At 32.0% G+C, this 21,643-nt stretch carries 26 protein-coding genes; all 26 read right to left on the minus strand.

The window, feature by feature from the left end:
• Nucleotides 1-82: 82 nt before the first annotated feature.
• Nucleotides 83-991: a glycoside hydrolase family 25 protein gene (locus tag B3086_RS12460; protein WP_346893495.1), complete on the minus strand. Its 909-nt coding sequence runs from the start codon at nucleotides 989-991 to the stop codon at nucleotides 83-85.
• A 51-nt stretch (nucleotides 992-1,042) separates the two neighbouring features.
• A complete protein-coding gene (locus B3086_RS12465; protein WP_346893497.1) occupies nucleotides 1,043-1,288 on the minus strand; it encodes a phage holin family protein in 246 nt (81 codons plus the stop codon).
• Nucleotides 1,289-1,303: 15 nt separating this feature from the next.
• A complete protein-coding gene (locus tag B3086_RS12470) occupies nucleotides 1,304-1,534 on the minus strand; it encodes a hemolysin XhlA family protein (RefSeq protein WP_150844901.1) in 231 nt (76 codons plus the stop codon).
• Nucleotides 1,535-1,622: 88 nt separating this feature from the next.
• Complete coding sequence (locus B3086_RS12475; protein WP_346893499.1) at nucleotides 1,623-2,147, minus strand: hypothetical protein; 525 nt, start codon at nucleotides 2,145-2,147, stop codon at nucleotides 1,623-1,625.
• A 177-nt stretch (nucleotides 2,148-2,324) separates the two neighbouring features.
• Entirely contained in the window at nucleotides 2,325-6,485 is a 4,161-nt protein-coding gene (locus tag B3086_RS12480; protein ID WP_346893501.1) for a hypothetical protein, read from the minus strand.
• Nucleotides 6,486-6,522: 37 nt separating this feature from the next.
• Nucleotides 6,523-6,906, minus strand: coding sequence for a hypothetical protein (locus B3086_RS12485; RefSeq protein ID WP_346879297.1), 384 nt, complete (start codon nucleotides 6,904-6,906; stop codon nucleotides 6,523-6,525).
• Nucleotides 6,896-7,141 carry a hypothetical protein gene (locus tag B3086_RS12490; RefSeq protein WP_346879298.1) on the minus strand — a complete coding sequence of 82 codons (246 nt, stop codon included), beginning with the start codon at nucleotides 7,139-7,141 and terminating at the stop codon, nucleotides 6,896-6,898. Before B3086_RS12490 ends, B3086_RS12485 begins: the two co-directional genes overlap by 11 nt.
• Before the next feature lie 14 nt (nucleotides 7,142-7,155).
• The gene (locus B3086_RS12495) at nucleotides 7,156-7,500 is read right to left on the minus strand and encodes a DUF6711 family protein (RefSeq protein WP_346893503.1); all 345 of its coding nucleotides are present in this window, start codon (nucleotides 7,498-7,500) and stop codon (nucleotides 7,156-7,158) included.
• Nucleotides 7,501-7,513: 13 nt separating this feature from the next.
• On the minus strand, nucleotides 7,514-10,363 hold the full coding sequence (locus B3086_RS12500) for a hypothetical protein (protein ID WP_346893505.1): 2,850 nt from the start codon (nucleotides 10,361-10,363) through the stop codon (nucleotides 7,514-7,516).
• Between the two features lie 67 nt (nucleotides 10,364-10,430).
• Complete coding sequence (locus tag B3086_RS12505) at nucleotides 10,431-11,183, minus strand: NINE protein (protein WP_346893507.1); 753 nt, start codon at nucleotides 11,181-11,183, stop codon at nucleotides 10,431-10,433.
• A gap of 42 nt (nucleotides 11,184-11,225) precedes the next feature.
• Nucleotides 11,226-11,585: a Gp15 family bacteriophage protein gene (locus tag B3086_RS12510; protein WP_346893509.1), complete on the minus strand. Its 360-nt coding sequence runs from the start codon at nucleotides 11,583-11,585 to the stop codon at nucleotides 11,226-11,228.
• A complete protein-coding gene (locus tag B3086_RS12515) occupies nucleotides 11,548-11,889 on the minus strand; it encodes a hypothetical protein (RefSeq protein ID WP_346893511.1) in 342 nt (113 codons plus the stop codon). Before B3086_RS12515 ends, B3086_RS12510 begins: the two co-directional genes overlap by 38 nt.
• A 28-nt stretch (nucleotides 11,890-11,917) precedes the next feature.
• Nucleotides 11,918-12,370: a phage tail tube protein gene (locus tag B3086_RS12520; RefSeq protein WP_346893513.1), complete on the minus strand. Its 453-nt coding sequence runs from the start codon at nucleotides 12,368-12,370 to the stop codon at nucleotides 11,918-11,920.
• A gap of 10 nt (nucleotides 12,371-12,380) precedes the next feature.
• Nucleotides 12,381-12,767 carry a phage tail terminator protein gene (locus tag B3086_RS12525; protein WP_346893515.1) on the minus strand — a complete coding sequence of 129 codons (387 nt, stop codon included), beginning with the start codon at nucleotides 12,765-12,767 and terminating at the stop codon, nucleotides 12,381-12,383.
• Nucleotides 12,767-13,150, minus strand: coding sequence for a hypothetical protein (locus B3086_RS12530; protein ID WP_346893517.1), 384 nt, complete (start codon nucleotides 13,148-13,150; stop codon nucleotides 12,767-12,769). The genes B3086_RS12525 and B3086_RS12530 overlap by 1 nt, the downstream gene beginning before the upstream one ends.
• Nucleotides 13,150-13,479 carry a hypothetical protein gene (locus B3086_RS12535; RefSeq protein WP_346893519.1) on the minus strand — a complete coding sequence of 110 codons (330 nt, stop codon included), beginning with the start codon at nucleotides 13,477-13,479 and terminating at the stop codon, nucleotides 13,150-13,152. The genes B3086_RS12530 and B3086_RS12535 overlap by 1 nt, the downstream gene beginning before the upstream one ends.
• Nucleotides 13,480-13,481: 2 nt before the next feature.
• Nucleotides 13,482-13,844 (minus strand): hypothetical protein, encoded by a 363-nt coding sequence (locus B3086_RS12540; RefSeq protein WP_346893521.1) that lies wholly within the window; start codon nucleotides 13,842-13,844, stop codon nucleotides 13,482-13,484.
• A gap of 34 nt (nucleotides 13,845-13,878) precedes the next feature.
• Nucleotides 13,879-14,109 (minus strand): hypothetical protein, encoded by a 231-nt coding sequence (locus B3086_RS12545; RefSeq protein WP_346893523.1) that lies wholly within the window; start codon nucleotides 14,107-14,109, stop codon nucleotides 13,879-13,881.
• Between the two features lie 11 nt (nucleotides 14,110-14,120).
• A complete protein-coding gene (locus B3086_RS12550) occupies nucleotides 14,121-15,008 on the minus strand; it encodes a capsid protein (RefSeq protein WP_346893525.1) in 888 nt (295 codons plus the stop codon).
• A 25-nt stretch (nucleotides 15,009-15,033) separates the two neighbouring features.
• Nucleotides 15,034-15,678, minus strand: a complete 645-nt coding sequence (locus B3086_RS12555) for a hypothetical protein (protein WP_346893527.1) — start codon at nucleotides 15,676-15,678, stop codon at nucleotides 15,034-15,036.
• A 118-nt stretch (nucleotides 15,679-15,796) separates the two neighbouring features.
• Nucleotides 15,797-16,267 (minus strand): crAss001_48 related protein, encoded by a 471-nt coding sequence (locus B3086_RS12560; RefSeq protein ID WP_346893529.1) that lies wholly within the window; start codon nucleotides 16,265-16,267, stop codon nucleotides 15,797-15,799.
• 64 nt (nucleotides 16,268-16,331) lie between these two features.
• The gene (locus tag B3086_RS12565) at nucleotides 16,332-16,520 is read right to left on the minus strand and encodes a hypothetical protein (protein ID WP_346893531.1); all 189 of its coding nucleotides are present in this window, start codon (nucleotides 16,518-16,520) and stop codon (nucleotides 16,332-16,334) included.
• A 15-nt stretch (nucleotides 16,521-16,535) separates the two neighbouring features.
• Nucleotides 16,536-18,218, minus strand: coding sequence for a phage minor capsid protein (locus tag B3086_RS12570; protein WP_346893533.1), 1,683 nt, complete (start codon nucleotides 18,216-18,218; stop codon nucleotides 16,536-16,538).
• Nucleotides 18,205-19,716: a capsid protein gene (locus B3086_RS12575; RefSeq protein ID WP_346893535.1), complete on the minus strand. Its 1,512-nt coding sequence runs from the start codon at nucleotides 19,714-19,716 to the stop codon at nucleotides 18,205-18,207. Before B3086_RS12575 ends, B3086_RS12570 begins: the two co-directional genes overlap by 14 nt.
• A complete protein-coding gene (locus B3086_RS12580) occupies nucleotides 19,716-21,089 on the minus strand; it encodes a terminase large subunit domain-containing protein (protein ID WP_346893537.1) in 1,374 nt (457 codons plus the stop codon). The genes B3086_RS12575 and B3086_RS12580 overlap by 1 nt, the downstream gene beginning before the upstream one ends.
• Nucleotides 21,082-21,603: a terminase small subunit gene (locus tag B3086_RS12585; protein ID WP_346893539.1), complete on the minus strand. Its 522-nt coding sequence runs from the start codon at nucleotides 21,601-21,603 to the stop codon at nucleotides 21,082-21,084. The genes B3086_RS12580 and B3086_RS12585 overlap by 8 nt, the downstream gene beginning before the upstream one ends.
• Nucleotides 21,604-21,643 lie beyond the last annotated feature (40 nt).

Below are 21,643 nucleotides of genomic sequence, written 5' to 3' on the forward strand. Positions count from 1 at the left end.
TAATATATGTATATTATTTAATACTAAATTTATGAATAAAAAATTAAAGATAGTAAGTAATTACCCTTACTACCCTCTAAATCTATCTCCCTAAACTCTTGCAATAAGCTATAGCTTTATCCAGCGTTTCCTGTCTATTTTTCCCCTGAATAAGTACATTTGTGTAACCACTCTTATTCTTAGCCTCTCCTACTGCAATAACTGTTTTATATTGTCCATAATGTGCATATGGTCTTAAACAGTTTATAGTTGGACAGTTAAGTCTATCTGCCATTACCTCTGCTATTGCTTGGTCTACTGCATTTGAATATTGTATAATATAATCCATTTTATTTTCCTCTTTACTATCTGTATTAGGTTTTGATTTTTCTGGTTTAGCTATATTATTTTTAGAATTAATTAATCCAGGATAATCAACATAGCAATAGTTCATATCTACATTACCACTAATACCATTTACTCTTCCATCACTAGCATATTGCCACATATCATGTTTACTCTTATAAGTACAAGTTGTATTATATTGAGCCACCCACTTAACCCACTTGTCAAATCGACTATCCGTAAGCTTATTAGTGAACCAAGATGTATTTGCATAAATACCAGCCCAATAACCAGCCTTTTCTATAGCATTGCAAAATACCTCCGCCATATCTGCTATAAGTTTATTAGACCATTTCCCTGTTGTATTGGCATCTTCTAAATCATAGTAAACTGGATAGTCTAATTTATATCCTTTAATCAGTCTTAACACATGATCTGCCTCAGACTTGGCTTGTGCTATTGACTCTGCATAAGAATAAATATAAATTCCAAATGGTATTCCTAGTCTAGTACATTCTTTAGCATTTCTATGGAATTGCTTGTCATCCTGGCTTGTTATGTTATCACCATATCCTACACTCAAGATTGCATAATCTATCTGACTTTTAACCTTATCCCAATCAATAGTCCCTTGGTGATGTGATACGTCTATACCTCTTAATTTCATAATCTATTCCTCCTTAAATATAAAAGAGTGAGATTGCCCTCACTCTGTAAACTACTTATTAATTTGTTTTACAAGTTGATTGGTATAAACACTAACACCAACTACTAAAATCCCTTGAATTATAGCATTTATATTAATGCCCATAAGTGCCATAGCTAAACCTATCCCTATAGGTAATAGTATTAATGGTATATATTTATCTTTTATTCTTTCAATCCCTTTTAAAATCATACCTATAATATAAAGTACTGGTATTAAAATTAAAGCATTTTCTGTAATGTAATTAATAATTTCCATAATTATCTCTCCTTCTTATTTAAAATTAATTAAAAAAGCAATCACTGCACTTATTAAAGCTCCAGCAACTGCTCTCCATAACCATCTGTTAGCATCTTCTAAATCTGAAATTCTATTGTTTGCAACTTTTAACTTTTCCTCAAAGTTTTTTAGTTTAAGTTCATTGGTATCATTCATGTTTTTAAGTAAGCCTTTTATCTCAATTAAGCTTTCTCTCACCTCTTGTATTGCATCAGCTTCACTCATCTTACACCTTCCTTTTGCATAATAAAATACCGCATATTCATTTGAATAATACGGTATATAAAAATCTTAATTTACATATAAATATAATTTATTCTAGAGAAAAATTATCTTTGCCTTCTTCCTTTAACCACCTCTTAGCTTGTTTTCTTATATTTCCACTCAATCCAGCAGAATATTCAGTATCATATAAGGCTTTTTTTACATATTCATTAGGGAACATATTCATTATAGATTCTTCATAGTTAATACCATACTCAGCCTCTTTAAATTCAACAACACTATACTTGTCATTATTTTTCTTTAAAGTCATGAATACTGGATGTGAGTATTCCCCTTTCATATAAAACTTTTTATTACTTAATGAGTATCCTCTGCATAATGAATACATATACACATTAATTATATTCTCTTTTTCTTCAATACCATAAATTTTATGTGCTTCAAATTCTTTATAACCAGCATCAAATTTATCAAGAATATAATCTGATATTGCTTTATCTAGTTTTTCATCTACGTTAACTGATTGTTTGGAAGTGAGATATCCCATATAAATAATAAATAATACTACTATCACTATAACTAATCGAATATGCTTTTTAAGAAATTGTTTCACTCTTAATTCCCCCTAGATTATCTTATAACAATATAACTTATGTTAAATTATACCACATAATACATTCCAAAATAATCAATTTTTATCGCAATACTATTACTTTAATGTAGTTTAATATTTTATCCATATTACACCTTCCTTTTTACATAATAAAAGAGACCAGGTCTCCCTAATCTCTTAACCAACAACTTGATAATATTGTTCTTCGTATCCTATTCTGTAGCCTATCACTCTAAAATCAACTTTTCCGGTATATCCTCTTACTGTAAAGCTAGTTCTATCCTTAGAAACTATAATTACCCCTGGATTACTACAGAATACTGCATAAGTAGATATAGTCTTAATGAATGTGCTGTCTAGTAATACTGTAGTTCCTTCTTCTTGTATATCTATATCAAATAATACATCTTCTAATAATACCTTTGGACTATCTATTGGAGACATTCCAAGCGTAGTTCCGTCTACAACTATAGTTCCTCCAGCTTTCGTTCCGTTTGTGTTAAATACATGTCTAGGTGTTCCGGCAATCATAAAACTAATAGTCCCATCTGGTGATATTCTTATTCCTGTATCTACGCTTTTAGAAATGTAGAATCTAAATGTACCAGCACTAGCATCTATTTTACATTGGTCTGCAAAGTAAATAGTTGGTGGTTTACAATCCAAGTAATTAGGATAAAATCTAAACCTAGCAATACCATTTTGATATATATCTGTAGAACCTGTACCAATACGAATATAGTTATTTTCATCCCATTTAAGCCTTACTGCACTTCCCACACCTTGTTCATTGTTATATGTCGCATCAAGGGAGCATCCACCAAACAAGTGTAAAATTGGGTTTGCTGGGTCTGCATAAAGATTACCTCTGACCATTAAGTTTCCATTTGCATCACCTTTTAAAACAGAATTACCTGCTCTATTCCTAACATCTATTGCCCCATTGTAAATAGTTACTCCATTGGCATCAATTTCTGTAGAACCACTAATAACTTCATTTTGCCTTGCTGTATAAGAACCATTCTCACCCTTAGATAGACAAGGTAGTCCAATACTAAACACTCTATATCCAGTAGTACCAGCTTTAGGTTTTACCTCTATATATAATAAGAAGGTATCATAATTAATATCTTTTGTCCTAAAGGTTACAGAATATCGGTTAGTATTATAGCCAGTTTTAAGATTGATGACTTGATTAGCTACATAGCTGGCTCCTAACTTATAGTCTATATATAGCCTAAATGTTTCTATATTACTTTCTGTTATGCTGCTAAGAGAAAAAGTATACTGTGAATTTCTTTTAGGTAATCTTTCGCCTGTCATACCTTTTTGATATAAGAGTCCCCTATCGCTAGTTAAGCTGAAAGCTCTCCACCCATCTGTGGGCATAAAGAAATTATCATTACCAGTATATAATCCGATACCACTCATATTCCAGCCTGTAGTTTCTCTATTCGAAAAACTTGAATTGCTTAAAAGATTTATTATATCTATAGAGAAAAAATCTAATCTTAATTGACTCTCTGTTAATTCCATGCTTGCTTTAGTCGCATAGGTATTAATTGCATCATTTTTAGATACAAAATCCTTGCTTACTTCTAATTTTATACTATCAGCTTTTTGACTTATAGCAGAATTCATGGCTTGGGTAGTAGCATAGTTAGTTTCTATATTAGATACTCTTTGTAAGAATCCGTCAGCAGTCTGCTGTGCTTCTGAAGCTTTAGATAATGCACTATTTGCAGTAGTTGTTGTCTGAGATATAACTTCTATAGTTCCGTCTAAATCTCTTCTTATATCATTGGTCTTTGTTTCTACTTGGCCAATCTGTCCAGTTAAGCCATCTATAGTGCTAGTGTGTTCACTAATTACATTACTTATAGAGTCTACTGTAGCAACTGTAGAATTATAAGCATCCTTTAACTGTGTAGTTACTCCATCCTTAACTATTGTGGTGTTACTTATTAATGCACTTATCTTGCCTTGATGAACATTTATAGCAGTAGTATTAGATGTAGTTATTTCTTTTACATTATTTATAGCTTGATCTGTGTCCTCTGGTGCTGGTGTCCAGTCTGTTGGTTTATTGCCTTTTTCAAACTTCAACTTCTCGATTATAATAATATCGCCTACAATTATACTTTCATTAAGCTGTGTATGAATAAGCCATACACCACTCCAATTTTGAGTTATAGAGAAATATCCTGTTGTATCATCTACATAAAAATTTAAAACTTCTTTGCCATAAGTTGTAGCTTTCTTTATTGCAAAAAAGGAATTTGTTATTGGTATGCCATTTAATTTCATATACCCACTTATAGTACACGTCTCTTCAGGTGGTATGAATCCAATCATTGAGATTGTAAAGTATTTAATTGTTGTTGCTCTATTATAAGTTGTTGTAATAGTACTTCCCTCAACTTTGCTTAATATATTATAAGGAGAATATGTCGAGACCATAGCTGATCTAAAATAATTCCTACCCCCAACTTCAATTTCATCTACTTTAGTTGTAAGCGTATTAAAGGCTATATCCAATGTTTGATTATTTTTATCTAACAGTACCTTAGAAGATTTTAAAGTATTGGTATTAGTATCTTTATTAAACTCTTCTGTGAAACTATTATAATCTATCTGCTTACCACCTACTGCATTTTCACTTATCATATTGCCTTTAATTAAGTCATTTGCAATAGCATTTTCTTTAATACCTGTGTGGTCTATTAATGTAGTAGTTCCATCTTCTCCACGTAAAATAAAATTAAAATTCCCTAGAACATCTTGCCCCATCTGTATTCTAACTCTATTATTTTTATCCTTAAATTGTTGTGTAGCTCCTACTATTTCAATTCCACCATTATCGGATTTTATCCTAAATTTATTGGTAGAAATATCTCCAGCAAGAATTTTAGAAACGTCTAAATTCTCTATCATAGCATTTTTAATAAAGCCATTTACTACAGTTACTTTATCCGAACTTAGTATTAAGGATTGGATATTATTAGATGTAAGATTTCCATTTACAAGTGTTTGTATATCTCCTACACTACTTTCTAATATCTCTATCCTTCCTACACTAGCAGTTAAATCTGTTATGTTAGCCTTACCTATAATAGCCTGGCCTATAGTTGCATCTGCAGCTATTAACTTTTCTATATTAGCATTAATTGCAGTTAAATCACTTACATGAGCTACATCTATAATTGCAACTTCTATTGCTGCAGTTTTAGCTTCAATAGTTTGTGTTCTTATAGATACAGCCTCTAAATCTTGAATGTTAGCTTTATTAATTAATGCTTCATTAACTATCAACAGCTCAGTTACAACTCTATCAAGCTTATTTGAGCCACTTCCACTAGAATTAAAACTATTTTTATTCTTAGTTTCCCCCTTGGCTCCTATTTCAGCAGTTAAGCCACCATTATAGGTAAACTTTTGAGATAGAATAGGTATTTTCCTTACTGCTCCTTTAATATCTGTACAAGTAACTATATCTCCTACATCTAAAGAGATATCACCTTGCCATTTCATTGTATAACCTAAGTACTCAAACCCATTTAGCTTAGTATAAATATCATTAAGAATACTATCCGTTACCCATGGATTTTCAAACTTAACTTCCATAGAATCTATACCTAAGGACCCTTTATTTAATTCCTTATCTCCAACTTTACAACTAACTTTACCTATCTTGTATTTAACTTCTTCTCTTTTATAATCAATATAGTTATCTGGAGTAATAGAGTAATCTATATCCTTAGTTGTAACTATAGTAAACTTTCCAGCTCTAGTTATAAGAGCATTGCCCCCACATAAAGAAGATACATATCCAAGTATTTCTCTACAAGTAAAGCCCTCCAACTTTTTAACTGTATAAGCTGGAAGGCTTCCTGTAAATTGTACTCCTGTTTTAGTTGCAAGTTCATTAACTACTTGTTGTAAATTAGCTGGATAAGTCAAATTACTAAAGTATGGAGTTTCAAACTTTATCATGTTATCATATGCTGTTATTTTAGTTGTATAGTCAGTCTTTTCTATATCATCAATATTAAATAGCCCCATTAATATATATTCTATTGTAGCTCCTATTTTAAGGCCTATTTCTACTTTTACATGGCTAGTAGAGTAAATAATATCACCCCTATTTAGTAGTGTTAAATCTAAAGTTTGTGAAGGTGTATTACCAATACTAAACCCTTCTCCTGGTTGTATAGTTTCTAGAATAATATCCACTATATCATCATTGGTATATATATTATTACCTATAGTTATTTTACATTCAAAGGATCTACTCGGTTTCTTTATTTCTAATTTATAATCTGTACTTATTGTCTGCATAATTAACCTCCTTTCTCTATAGTAAGAGCCATGGAGATTACTCCTCTATCATATAATCTATTAACAGTAGCTCTGCTGGACTCATATCACACTTAGAGTTTATAAGTTCATCTATATGGAACTTGTGGATATCAATCTCATTCTCTATTGCTAGAAGTTCCTTAATATTTACGTTCCAATCTTCAACATGTTCTGGTGCAATCCTTATATTATTATCTTCTATTAATGGTTTTCCTTCTTCATCTTTCACCGAATACTTTTCTATAAGCTTTTGTCTTTCTTTATTGTAGACTTTAATCTCCGCTTCAATCTTTGCTATATTTTTAGCTATAGCATAAGAAACTTTTATAGGTAAATTCTTTTGGGATATTGCTCCTAAAACTGCTGCATCATTTACTATTCTTTCATTACTAAGCTTCATTTACAGTACCTCCTACTAATTCATCTTCTATTGCATAGAGTTGCTTATCAAATGCATCCATATCGGCTCTTACTTCAACTTTATTAGCATTATACAATTCTTGGTTTTGTATGCTCCTTGTTACACTCCCAACATTTCCTCCATTAGTACTTATAGTTGCATTCATGTATGCTACTTGTTTATCTTCTATAATGCTATATCCTGTTAGTGTAATACTTTTATTTGTTTTTAACATTTAAATCATCCTTTCTATTTTTCAATAAAGTTCATTTTAAGTCCACTCCACTTTGCTTCTCCATTTTTATATTGATACGCTGGAGCAGTTCTATCTCCTACATACATTGTCCTTGTTATCATCCCTTGTTGTGGATCCGGAAAAGTAACCGTAAAAAAAACACTACTTACTGCATTTAGTAGTGTTGATATTTTCCCCTGGCTTAATGGTGGCCATTCTAAATTAATTTTTCTTTTTACTGCTATCCTATCTCTAACCATATACCCTGCTGCAACTCTATTAGATTCTCCGTCTAGATCTTGAATTGTCACTTCGTATTTACTAGGAGCAGCAATAGCCACCCCATTAACTTTAAGCATATTACCACTCCTTTTATGTTGGAATTAATGTTATATTACCTTGTCTTTGCATCTTCCTAAGCTGTTTTAATGCTACCTTACCAATTACAGAGCCATCTACTTGTAATATTAAATCTCCATCACCAAATCCATTATCTGAATTTCCTTGTGGCATTCTTTCAAGTAACTTACTAGCCAGTAAGTCTAAGCCACCAGTATTATTTTCTAAAGGTACTACAGCCTCTTTCCCTGCTTCACCTACCATAGCAAGTGTAGGACTATCAAGTATTCCTCCTTTAGCTAAGTAAGGAATTTTAGGTATACTTAAACCAAAGTGACTACCGCCATACTTTGGGACCCAATCAGGAATATCAATTGATAAACTGTTAATTCCACCTATTGCACCATTTATTAATGATATTACTGCATTTAATGGGTATTTTAGTATTTTCCCTAATCCGCCCATTATTCCACCAAATATATCCGTAACTCCTCTCCATGCTTTTGCCCAATTTCCAGTAAATACACCAGTTATAAAATCTATTATTCCACCAAATATTCTCTTAAGGTCACCTATTAAACTTCCTATTGTTTTAAATGCATCTTTGAAGATACTTAAAAATACACTAACAATAAATTTAACCAATGGCTTCAAAACATTATTCCATAAAAATAATATAATATCTATAATTACCTGTATAACTGGTTTCCAAGCTTTATAAATTTCTATTATACCTTGTATAGCTTTTATGAATATACTAACTATAAAGTCAGCTAATGGTTTTAGCACATTACTCCATAAGCTCTTAGCAATATCCATTACAGCCTGGAAAGCTATTACTAAAATCTCTCCTATTATCTTAGCCAAAGGTGCTAATACAGTCTTCCACAAATCTATTAAGAAAGCTCCAAAGGGTACTAGTGCATTATTCCATACATCCATTGCTTTCTCTTTTAAAAATTCAAATGCCGGCGCTAAAAACTCCATAATAGCAGAACATATTTCATTAACCTTATTCCTAAAGCTTTCACTACTTGCATATAACGCTACAAACATAGCTATTAATGCTGCTATAGCAGCTATTACTAATATTATGGGGTTAGTAGCAAGTATCTCTAGTACAGTGCTTATTCCTTCTATCCATTTAATAACTTGCAATGCAATTACTAGAGTTTTAAATGCTACTACAATGCCTAATATCAAACTGCAAATCCATCTTAGTAATTCCCCATTAGAGGCTAAGTAGTCAATAAATCTTCTTACTGCATCCAAAATAGGATTTAGTCCATTGGCTGCTCCAGGTAGAATACTTATAAACCAATTTATTATAGGCAATATAAATTCTCTATAAATACTTAGTGCTAACTTAATTAAAGATAATCCTATTCTTGCAATATTCTCTATAAATAGTTGCACAGGTGGAGTTGATAAAACATTATAAAAGTTTTTAAACGTATCTTTCGTAGCTTCAACTGCCCTTTTAACCTCAGCCATCACACTAGCTCCATCTTTTGCCCAAGCATTTTTAAAAGGCTGAAATATTGTTGCAAATACCCTTTTAACCTTTTGAGCTAATTCAGCCATTGCGCTATCCACTGGAGCTATATCAAGTGGGGGGGCTACCAACGTCGGTATATCGCCGCCACCTCCTCCACTTCCACCATCAGCATTATCAGAACCATTATCCATATTTAATGTATTTATTTCATCAAATCCAGCAAGACTGCCTTGTGCTTTCTTTGCTTGTTTGCCAGCTTTCTCCGTAGCATTACCATAAGCACCCATAGCTGCTTTAGCGCCTATAAGTCCCTGAGTTGCTTGTGCGCTCTGTTGATATGTTTTTCCAAATATAGCACTTATAAAACTAGCAATGTAAGTTGTAGCTGTAGCTAACGCACTCATTAATGCATTAATAGCAGGAAGTATGGCTTGATATATAGGCATAAATGCAACCATTAAATTAGATTTTATTTGAGCTAATGAATTAGCAAATTGTTGATTAGTCATAAGTGATTGACCTAATGATGTGGCCATAGCTGTTATACCTCTAATGACTAACGGAAATATCATACCCCACGTAACCATAGACCTTATAATCATCTTTAATTGACTATTTGTACCACCTAAATGACTTGACGTTCTTTTTGCCCCTAACCCTAGTTGAGTTAATGCATTTGAAAGTCTACTAAGTCTTCCATTAGCTCCAACTGCATTTCTTCCTAATTTACTTATGTTTTGAGATGCAATACCTATACCGTTTGACCTCGTACCTACACCTGTTATCTTTGAGTCTAGTTCTGTTATTTCTGAACCCAACCTTATTGATTTTTCAATTAAGGAGTTCATTCTAGCTTCAGTCGATAATATAGTTCCCTCTAACTTATTTCTACCTTTTGTATTAAAAGTATTATTGAGTTGATCATTAAGAGTTTTTAATTTATTTCTTAAATTATCTATTTGCCTATCCGTTATATCTAAGGTTTGAACTTTACCTATTTTCATATCCTTTAGTTTTTCAATATCTTCCGGTGGACCTCTTCTAGTATTTGCTTTTGGAATATTAGTAGTCTTAGGTTTCATTACATCCATCTTATTAGGAAATTTTATAGGTGGCATCTTAACTTCTTTCATTGATTCAAAAACAGATTTCATTGTGTTTTTAAGATTGTTTTTCATTATTTTCAAAGTAGATTTAACACCAGAATCTAAAGATTTAACTCCATCATTAGCGCTCTTCTTCATTCCATCAAACATAGTCTTTGTACCTGAATTTAATGATGTTTTTAAATTCTTAGCTATAAGTCCACTCATTGAACTTATTTGCTTCCCTAAATCACTTTTAACCTCTAAATCTAAACTAATTTTTCCTACACTATCACTCATGTAATACCTCCTTTCTTGCATTAAAAAGGCACCTAGATTTTAATCTAAGTGCCTTCTCTATTATTTATCAACCTAATAGTTTACTTTTCTGTCTTTCAAATTCCTCATTACTTATTATTCCATCATCTAGCAATTTCCTAAATTTTGATAATTCATCTGCATTACTTATATCATTTCCACTATAACTTCTTGATTCAGAAGCATAATTCTCTATATATTCTTTTATTTTTAATGCTATCCTATATTTGTCCATTGACCCAAATAACACTTCATTATCACTAGGTGTATCATCTATGCTTTTTCTAGATTTACTTTCTTCTCCAATAATTTGAAATAGTATAAACCCAGATGATAGACTAGGTTTTTTAACCTCTATAGATGATATATTTCTTATTGATATAGTTTTTTCCCTGTGTTTACTAAATGGTAAATATCCCATATCTATTGCTATTCTATCATCATATAATACTATCTTTTTACCTAATTTACCTTCAAGCTCTAAAATCTTTTCTTGAATAAATTGTCCAACTCTGACTTTATTCATCTCAGCTTTTTCTTTTTTCTTCTCTTGTTTTTCAATTTCTTTTTCTTTTATTTTTTCTATCTTCAAGGCTTCATACTCTTCTATTTGATCTGCACTATAAACGAATGCATATGGGAATAGTTTAAATATATCTATAATCCATCCGAAAATAAATAATCCAACAGTTAAAAAATATAATATCCCTTGAGAATATTTCCTCTCATAAAATTTATGCAGTCCAAATATTCCTCCAAATACACAAAGTAAAAATTCTACTTTATAACTTCTGTCTTGCATACATATATCCCTCACTAACATTTTTGTTAATTTAAGTATATACTATCCAAAAGCTTTTGAAAATATTTCTTGTACTTTTTTAATTTCTTCTTCCTTCTCTTCTGCCGACATATCTCTAACCTTATTATTTCTACTTCTCCAGTCATTTCTTATATTATGTTGTTCTTTGGTAAAATTCTTAAGCATGTTTTTATCTTCTTCACTTCTAATAGAAACAATTTGACCTAGAGGTGTTTCTGGCATTATTCCTTTTAATAATGCTGAAAACTCACTCCAGGTCATATCATCACTTCTAAGTCTTATATTATATTGCATTGCAAAGCTTGCTTCTATTAAATCAAAGTCCTCAAATAAATCATACCATTTATTTTCTGGGAGATTTTTTAGCTTTCTGTGCCTCAATTTCAATCTCTTCTAATTCTACATCACTTATAGCTGCCATTATTACATTAACTATAGTATTGTAACTTGGCATACTTAATTCTAAACTCTCTATATAATTAAATTCCTCTTTACCTAAAGCCACCTTAATTATATTTTCTAATCTTTCATGATCCTTTATTGTTTCATCTTCAGCTATAGCCATAATTTTAAATGCTGCTGCTTTTGAATTGTTTATTTTAAATTCATGATCTGTATCTACTCTTACCACTGGTTTCTGATTACCATTTTCTAACCTCTGTATAATATCATATACTCTTGCCATTACATTATTCCTCCCTTATTTTATACTATTATGGTATGATAGTTGCTGGTGTATAAGTTGGTTTACCATCACCTTGCATTTCAAATTCAAGTGGTGCTACATTTGTGCTATCTCCACCACCTACGTTCTTAACATTTATAACACAGTCATATGTTAACTTAGCCCCATCAGGAAACTCTACCTCTCCTTTTGTACTACAGTCTAATCCATCCTTCCAAGCAGTATTTGCCACATAATCATTACCTGGATCACCCACGCACCTTTTGCCATTAAGACCTATAGTATATTTTTTCCCGGTCATTAAGCTACTTGCCCATCCGGAGTTAGTCATACTTGTCCATTCTTCTACTGTACCATCTATAGATATAGAGAAAGATTCCATTTCTGATATGGCTACCATATCTTGCTCTGTACTTGCCTTTCCTTTTGTACCAATTTTAAACTTTAAATTATATACTGGAAATACTCCGCTAAATGCCATATATAATTACCTACCTTTCATAATAAATTACTGTTTCAATTACAAATTCAAAGACACCATTGCTATCAGTACCTATTCCTACTGGCTCTGGTGTCCTCATATCAAATTTAATTATTCTTTTACCCCCTATGGTGCCATCCTGGCCGAATAAAGAATTATAAACTTCCTGTGCTTTTATTTCAGCAGTGTTACAATTCTTAGTCCAATGTATTAATATAGATACAGCCTTGGTATTATAGGTGGTATTTTCTAAACCTCCTATAGCTATTTTAGGAGTAGGTCCTATCACTCCATAAATTCCTATACATTGTTCCTTGTTATTATCTATCTTTCCAATATACCACTGAGGACTCTCTATTTTAGTTTTTAAAAACTCTCTTACTTCGCTTAGTAACATTACTTTATCAACCCCTTACTAAGCATTTTTAAGAACTTTTTATAATTTTCCCTTATCAATTTTCTTTTATCACCATCTATATAGTCCTGCATCCATTTACCCTGAGCATTTACATTCTTATCTTTACGAAAGTTATATTCTGGATGCCAATATAACCTTCTAGCATATGGGGTATCGAATATAATGCCTACTTTGCCACTATCTACTTGAGAAGTATCTACAAATCCACTTCTTTCAAGTTCTCCAGTTTGTTTAGGTACTACAGCAGAAGTTACAATATCACTTTTGGTTGCCTCTCCTGTCATTTCTAAAGATTTTTTCTGAGCTTCAACTAAGGTATTAATCTTCTGTTGATTTAATTTAACTGTTACCTTTACACTCATTATCCTAACTCCAACTCTGTACTGAAAATAGAGCCATCCGGATTACGTGGTCTAGCAGATTTATATATATTAATCTTAACTCCATTAACCTTAACATAACCTTCTATTCTGTTGTGTTGAGGTGCTATATCTCCTATACATATCACTTTACCTACTAATGTTACAAGCTCACCATTCTCATTTCTAACTCTTTTAGTAGATTCTGAGTAATTACACTTATCATCAAAAATAAGAGTCTCTACAGGCTCACCATCTTCATTGGTATATGTCTGATATATTTTTATTGGAGTTACTAAAGTCCATTTAGGGAATGGTAATTTAAATCCCATAATTATATCCTCCTACAAGTAAACCCTGTTTGCCTTAGTATATTTACTATCTCTCTTGTAGTAGTAACCCCATTTAATGACTCAGTATTAAAACTAAGTGAAGTACCATTTATGCTATATCCACTAAGAGGGGTATCTATATATTCTCCATACCTTCCTATGAAGTCTACTTGTAAGCATATAGACTCTTTTATACAAGACTTTTGAAACTCTGTTATATTATCAAATCCAATACCAACAATACGATTATATGTCATGGAGTCAACTTGCCTTGAAGCTCTACTTAATAAACTTTTAAGTCTAGGCTCATCACTAAATTCTCCTACATAAGTAGTTTTATAATAGTTTTCATCTACATAAAACATCTGATCACATCCTTAAATAGAAAGAAGGATACCCTTAAGCACCCTTCTTTAATTCCTTAATTTCATCTTTAAGCTTTTTATTCTCTTTCTCTAACTTTGCAGCTTTCTCTTCTAGTTCTACATACTTATCATAGGGAACAGTTTTACCTGCTCCATGTTGAATTATTTCTCCGATATCATCCAATATGTCAAACCCTTGTACCACATAAGATTTCTTTTGAGTTTCATCTATTGTATAAACCTTATTTCCTTTACTTGCCTTCATAAATATCCCTCCTATGCTTGTATGTTCATGGCAACTCCATCTACCTTCTTTTCTAGTAAGAATAGATCACCATAATTTCTATTTTGATATAAGTATCCATCAGCTGTTCTTGAGTCAGTGCCAGGAGTAAATAACTTGATATAAGAATATTTATCTCTACATACTACACAAGTAGGATGTATTAGGATAAAGTTAATCTGTTTTGCTGTTGGATCAGCAATACACCCATCCGTAAAATCATATTTACTCTTTAATCTAGAAGCTGGCACCATCTTAATAGCTACATCATCTAAACTATGAACTTTTCTGTTAATACTATTAGGTGTCGTAACTGTTATACTTCTTTCAATTCCTTGGGCAGTCTTAACTATTTTATTCATAGTTGGAGTGACATATAAAATACGACCTTCCTGAGGAACTGCCGCTTCATCCATTCTAGCCATGAATTCATCAAACTGATCTAAGAATACTGCAGCATCAATAACTGTAGAATCTATACTAGAAGCTTTATGGGTAGTAAGCTCAGCATGTAACTTAGAAAATCTATAACTATCCTTTTCAGGTATAGCTTGTTCAGTCTCAAATGTGTTTTGAATATTAGCAACTGATAAAGTTAAATTAGTTTCATCAATATCCATTGGATCAATAAAGAATTCTATATCTCTATCGTGTGCTAACTTCTTAGCCTCCCAATCATTTGACATTGTTCCAGCATTAAATCCTGGTGTTCTTGAGTGGTCCTTATATCCACTTAAAGACATTCTAGGTAACTTAATTACCTGTGCATTAATAAATTGAACTCCTAAATTACTCTTTGTTAAGTCATCAGAGCAAAGTTCCTTTGCATATTTTTGTTGTAGTAAGTTTGTAAATTGTTCAGCATAATCATATACTGCCATTATAAATCATCTCCTCTAAATTTAATTAATTTAATCCGAATGCAGCTTTTAAAGCATCATCCGTACTTGACTTTTGACCACTGGCTCCAGCACCTATTTGTTGGAACCCTTTATTATTCTGTTGATTTGTACTTTTTAATTGAGGTACATCTTCTAACACTTTATTAAGTGCAGCTGTTATTAAATTTTCATCAATCTCACCTTTTTCATTGGTTACTTTTGATAAGTCAGCTAACTTAGTAATATAAGGAATTGTATTAGCTTCAATTCCAAGTCCTAAAGCTTGTTTGTAAGCTACATCATCAACTCTAGCTTTAACTATTTGAGCCTTTAACTGTTCATTCTCCTGTTGAAGTGTTGTTAATGTGGTAGTTTGCTCTTGTGCTTTAGTCTGCTTATTAGTTTTAAAATCTTTAATAGCCTGGTTAATATCCTCTTGGGACATTCCTTGTTGTTCAAAGTAAGATTTCAATATAGAATTCTCCTTACTTTGAGTACCTTTATTGATGATATTCGCTAACTTGTCATAGTCAATAGATGAAGTTTGTTGATTTCCTTCACCATCTTCAATAACATCACCAGTTCCACCGGCTCCAGTTCCATCATCTGGTGAAAGTAATGGTTTATACCTACATAATCCTAAATTGACTAACATTTTTGTTTTTAACATAATAAACTACCTCCCATTTTAAAGTGTTGTCCACTAATCCGTTTAGCTCGTCAGCATTCCTCACAGTTTAAAGCCTTAAGAGTTTTGGGCATAATAAAAAGCCTTAGTTTTCTAAGACTTAAATATTAATAACCCTTACACTCGCTTGCCTTTGCTTTTCCCTAAGTTGATCTAAAGCTATTAGGGCAATTTCTTTACTATCTATCAATATTATGATATTTGGTTCTTTAATTGATATAATCCCATCTGTAATACCTTTAGCTAATTTATCAAGTCCTACTATATTTCCTAAAGGTATTACAACTTCTTTATCTGCTGTTTCATAAGCTTTTTTCTCAACTTCTTTCAAATCTATTTTTTCTATTTCTGCTCTAATCTTTAAGCATCTGATATAACATCCCATATACTTCTTTTGCTCTTTTAATAATTCCAAAGAACAACTAGACGTAAAATTAAGTGTACCTGATTCGTACTTCACTGTCATAGCATCTAACTTGTCATATCTAATCTTAGCTTGTAAATACTCAGCCTTGAATCTCTCCTTATAGTCCTCACTATTCATCATTGATATCGTTTCTTTTAATTCCATTTTTCATTCCTCCTTAATTTTAAACATAATAAAAGCACCTACTCTTTATCTAAGTAAGTGCTTATTAATCTATTGGGGTTTTATCCCAACCACATTGTTCACATATTCTATTTGCTTCATCAATATTGAATTCATCTTCTATATGTTCAATATCCATATCATCATTTCTTACATCACCAATCTCCATACAGTAGGCTCTTGTAATTTTTCTATTTAATAATGGACAATGCTTCTTACAATCTGCTGATGGCATTATACTATTCCTCCTTTACATATTTATTATACTTATTTCTCCACTTCTGGGAACTGCAGTAACTAACTCATTTTTTAGATTCAAAGCTGAATATCCGTCTTGTGAAATAAACTTAACTGTTCTTCTATTTGATTCATAAATAACTACTTTAGCATTATCTATGAACATTTGTGCATTTTCTAATGTCATATTTACCCTATCTGATTTATCCATCAAATTATCTTTAGCATGTTGTGTCATTACTGTTAATTTAGGTTTATAGTTCTTAATAATAAACTGTTTTTCACTCATTTTCTCAACATATTCTATATTGTTCTCATTAAGTAAATTAACTACTTGCTTATCATTATATTGTGTTTGAACTCTCCCCCAAGACTTACTATCATTATACTTCAAATTCTGGAACTCTTCCAATGTTTTTGGTGATTCATTCCCTAAAACTGATTTATAATTTGCATATTCTTTAGTATCCACCTTATAGTTTATCTCTTGAATACTTCTTATGTCTGCCTCTTCTCTAATCCTATCTCTTCTAAGCTGCTTATTATTATTTAAGTGTTCTTGTAACTTACTTTCCCACTCTTTAACTTTAGAATCAGCCATAGCTCTATTATCTTCATCTAAAGTACCTTCTCTAAATCTCTTCCATTTCCTAATCTGTCTTTCCATATGTCTCTGCTCTTGTTCAGCTTTATAATTACTTAAAGCCTCTTCTTCATCCTGTGCCTGAGGTACTTGAGTTATGCCTGGAAAGTAAGTTGTTAATGTATGCCTACAGTTAGGGTGTAATAACCCTCCCTCTATTGCTTCACTTACTAACTTATATTTACCTTTGTTCTCTTCTAAGTATTCTTTACTTGGATGACTAAACACATCATCAATTAGTATTTGACCTTGCCATGGTAAACACTTCTCGCAAGTATTTGCATGGGCTGAAACAACAACGGTATATATTCCCCATTCATCCCTTTTACTACCTTCACCTAAGAATGTAGCTCTTTGGCTAGCTGTTCTAAGTGCCATTTCAGCGTATGAAGCAATATTAACCCTCTTACCATCTTTATACTCTACACAGTTAATACCACTAGCTAGAAACTCCTTTGTTGCCATGTCTATAGCCTGGTTTAATGTCTTAACTCCTGCTGACATATTAATTTCAGCTTTATATATAACTTGTCTATAAACATCATCCATTTTTCTTAATACTGCAGCACTAGCTTTCCCTATATCCTTTGTTACTGTATCTTGTAATGCATTTAATTTCTTTTCATTTACCCCAAAGAAACTCTCTTCTTGAGGTACTCTAGGTTTTCTTCCAGTGAGTGCTGCAATATACTCCCTTACCTTTTGTTTCTCAGAGGTATCTTCTGGAATACCTACATCACCTCTATTAAATCTTAGAAAAGCTCTTATTTTATTAATAGCTCTAGCAACTCTATTTTGACCTTTCTTATAATTGCCTTGAAGCTCTCTGTCGATACACTCTTGTACTGGTCCGCTATAACTATCAATAATTTTCTTATTCTCTTTTCTATATTTCTCTAAAGCTCTAAGTTTACTTAGCTGCCATTGTTCCCATGAGAAGCCTTCTTTCTTTTCTTCTCTCTTATGAAAATAAAAAGCCCTCTTCATAGAAGATATTAATTCTAATTCCATCTTCTCAAAGATTGCTCTTATATCATAATTATTCTTGTCCATCTATCTCACCATCTAGACCATTTTCGTTATCTAGATTAACTTCATCATATCCAGGTACTGAAGGTTCATCCATTACTGCAATTCCAGTCTGCTCTTTAATCCTATCAACCTCTTCTTTTTTCCATTCTTCTGTTTTAGAATCTCCCCACATCTCTTCTACCTTTGCTTCAATACTCATAGGTGTATTAGGATTGCTAAGAGTCTCAACTACTGCTTCAAATGAAGGTGATGCATATTCTCCAAAACTAACCTCTATAACACTATCTTCTGTAGGTTGCTTTAACAATGTATTATAGGCCTTAAATATTGAATCAATTAGTGTTGGTAGCATATCACTTATAGACTCTATAATCTTATTTCTGGTATATAACGTTGTCTTTTCTTTTTCTCTCTGTGCCTCTGCATTGTCTAATTTCTTATTATCTATTCCTAGTGTAGAAGGACTTATTATACCTTGTAAACATAAGTCTAATGCAGTTACATAGGTTGATATATAATTTTCTGTAGGTATTGTAGGTTGCTCTGTATCTATGGTAGATGCAACATTCTCTTTCATACTCTTATCAGTTTGAATATATCTATTATCAAAATAGCTAGGTTTTAATATCTCCCCTGTATTAGGGTTTCTAGGTAGTAAATCATCCGGAATATAAGTCTTAGCTCTACCAGCTCTTAATGCATCTATCCATTGGGACCAGGTTTCATCTAAGCTATCAAAGTTATCACATTTACTATCAAATATACTTTGTCCTCTACCTTCCCATTTATCACTCTCATAAATCATATATGGTACTGCCATGCAAAAGGATTTATCAAAGGTTACATCAACTAAATTTTCTGTTTGAGGTATACTATTAAGATTAACTTCACTATCACCCCTAAATAACTTATAAGTCACATACCCAAACCCATAAGTTTCATGAAGTGTATAGACTGCTTTATTAATTGTATAGTTGGTCTGGAATACTATCTCTTTAACCCTTCCTCTGTCATATACAATATCTATCTTCTCACCGCTATAAAACTCTAATATAGGTAACTCAGATACATTAGAATCAAATGATATTTTAAAAGCACCATCACCTACTACCAAAGCCTCTCTGGTAGCTCTCTCTAATAACTTATTGAACTTGTTTTCTTTAACAATGTCTTTCCATAAGTCATTCTTAGCTACTTCTTTAAACTCTATTATGTTAAGGTCAGTTAGAACTATATTAACAAGCTGATTAACTATTATCTTAGGTAGTCCAGTGTGTATCTTTCTTATTTCTAATCCTACAGTAGGTACGCTCCCCCAGAATGAATAATTATAGTTTGCCATCTGCTTATAGAGTTGATTTAACTCATAGCTATCACCCCTATACCAAATCATATTCTTAAAAGCATTAGCCTCATAGTTCATACCTTCTTGTATCATGAAATTGTAATCAGGTGCTTCTTGTATATTTAAAAAACTTCTCACCGCTTTTCTCACCCCATTCTTTAACTTATCAAACATTATCTATTTCTCACCCCTATCTTCTCTTTATAAGGCAACCATCCGTATTGAGTACTATTCACCATATGGTCATTGGCATCTTCTGGTGTATTGTCCTTATCCTCTAACCATGAATAAGTTTCTAATTCCTTGATGTACTCCTTGCAATGCTCTAGTACATAATATTGATTATGTGCAAACCATCCTAACTGAAGGTTTATTCTATCTATAATGGTTGTTTTCTTCCATGCATTATTAAAGTTATAAATACATCCATTCAACCTCTTATATTTCATGAACTCAGTTATAGTAGCCTGGTCAGCACTATCTATAAATACATCTTTAGCAAAGCCCCATTCAGCTCTGTTCCTTTCTAAGAAATCTATATAATTCTTAACTGTATCACTTGGAGCTATCGGCACCGCTAACTTAGCATTGTTATATACCTTTTCATCTAGTACATAGCAATTACCCTTATTAGTTATACCTATAAAACTCATCGATATAGTATCAGGACTATTAGAAGAATATGCTGTATCAAGTCCACTTGTAAATATAACAAAATACTCTTTCTGGTACTCATTGCTCTTATCTCTTATTAACTTCTTAACCTCTTCTTTTTTAACTACATGAGGCTTTCTTTCAAAGTTAGAGAAGATAAGTCCTGTAGCTCTACCTCTTAAACCTAGTATCTTATTCTTATAAAGTTTTGTACCTTTAGGAGCACTTAACTTCTTTTTCTCTATATCCTCTTCACTTAAAGATGCATTATCATTAAAACTAAAAAACCAGTAGGTCCAATTAGGCTTCTCTTCTGAATTGAGTTGCTCTAATATTTCTACTGGCACATCTTTTTTATATTTTTCTAATGGTCTGCTACAATTGATAAACTCTGAATAAATATCTAGGTTAGGATCATCTGGGTTAAGTGTAGCCATTAAGTAATCATTTCTAGTACATATCTCTCTTACAAACTCTATACTTGCTGTGTTAATCTCATCTATAAGTACACATCCAAATTGTGATCCTAAAGCCATCTTCCATTTATCAGCATTATCATAACCTAGTATATAAATTATCTTCTCGCCATTAGGCGTTTGATATCTAATATGTGGTATCTTATTGTCCTTATCACCATTACCGTTATACTTTACTAAATCTCCAAATACATCAGTAATACCATATTCCTTTTGGATTATATTCTTTTCACATACACCTGTTGTTTTGGATGCTATAACATGCATTTTCTTAGATGACTTAGCAACCTTTAACATGAACTTAAGTATTCCTACTGTTGTTTTTCCAGCTGCTGTTGTACCTTCTAAGAACTCCACTGGTGCTTCATGCTTTAAGAATGATTTATATTTAGGTGATAACTTATAATCATCACTCATTGTCATCATCACCTAGCTGCTCTAGTATTGAATCTAACTTCTTAGTACTATTAACATTTGCATTTATATTTATATTTTCCTTAAACATACCAAGGTGCTTACCTAAGAGCTCCAAGGCTTTAAGTTTATCAGCAAGCTTTATTTCCCTCTCAACACCTTCGCCCTCTTTAGTTGGTATAGTTTTAACCTTTACTGATGCAATTGTAGCAGTATCATCTTCACTTGCATCTACTTTTAGTGTTGCTTCATCCATATTTATAACATCATTAGCATTAACAAATGCTATCCTTGCAAGTTCTCTTATTACTCTATCTTGGTTTATTCCAGTTCTTTTAGATCTATTAGCTATTTCTTTGTCTATATATGTGCGTATATTAGGTTTAGTTAAGTTTTCACAGCCTATCTCCTTCGCACTATCTGGACTATATCCTGCCCTTATTGCTGCTTGTGTGGCATTTAAGTCAATTAAATACTCATCACAAAAGGTCTTTTGCTTTGGTGTTAGCTTGGCCATAATGCCACCTCACTTTCTATAATAAAAGGAACCCTATTAC

It is taken from the genome of Clostridium sp. UBA871, assembly GCF_002295255.1.
Taxonomy (GTDB): Bacteria; Bacillota; Clostridia; order Clostridiales; family Clostridiaceae; genus Clostridium_J; species Clostridium_J sulfidigenes.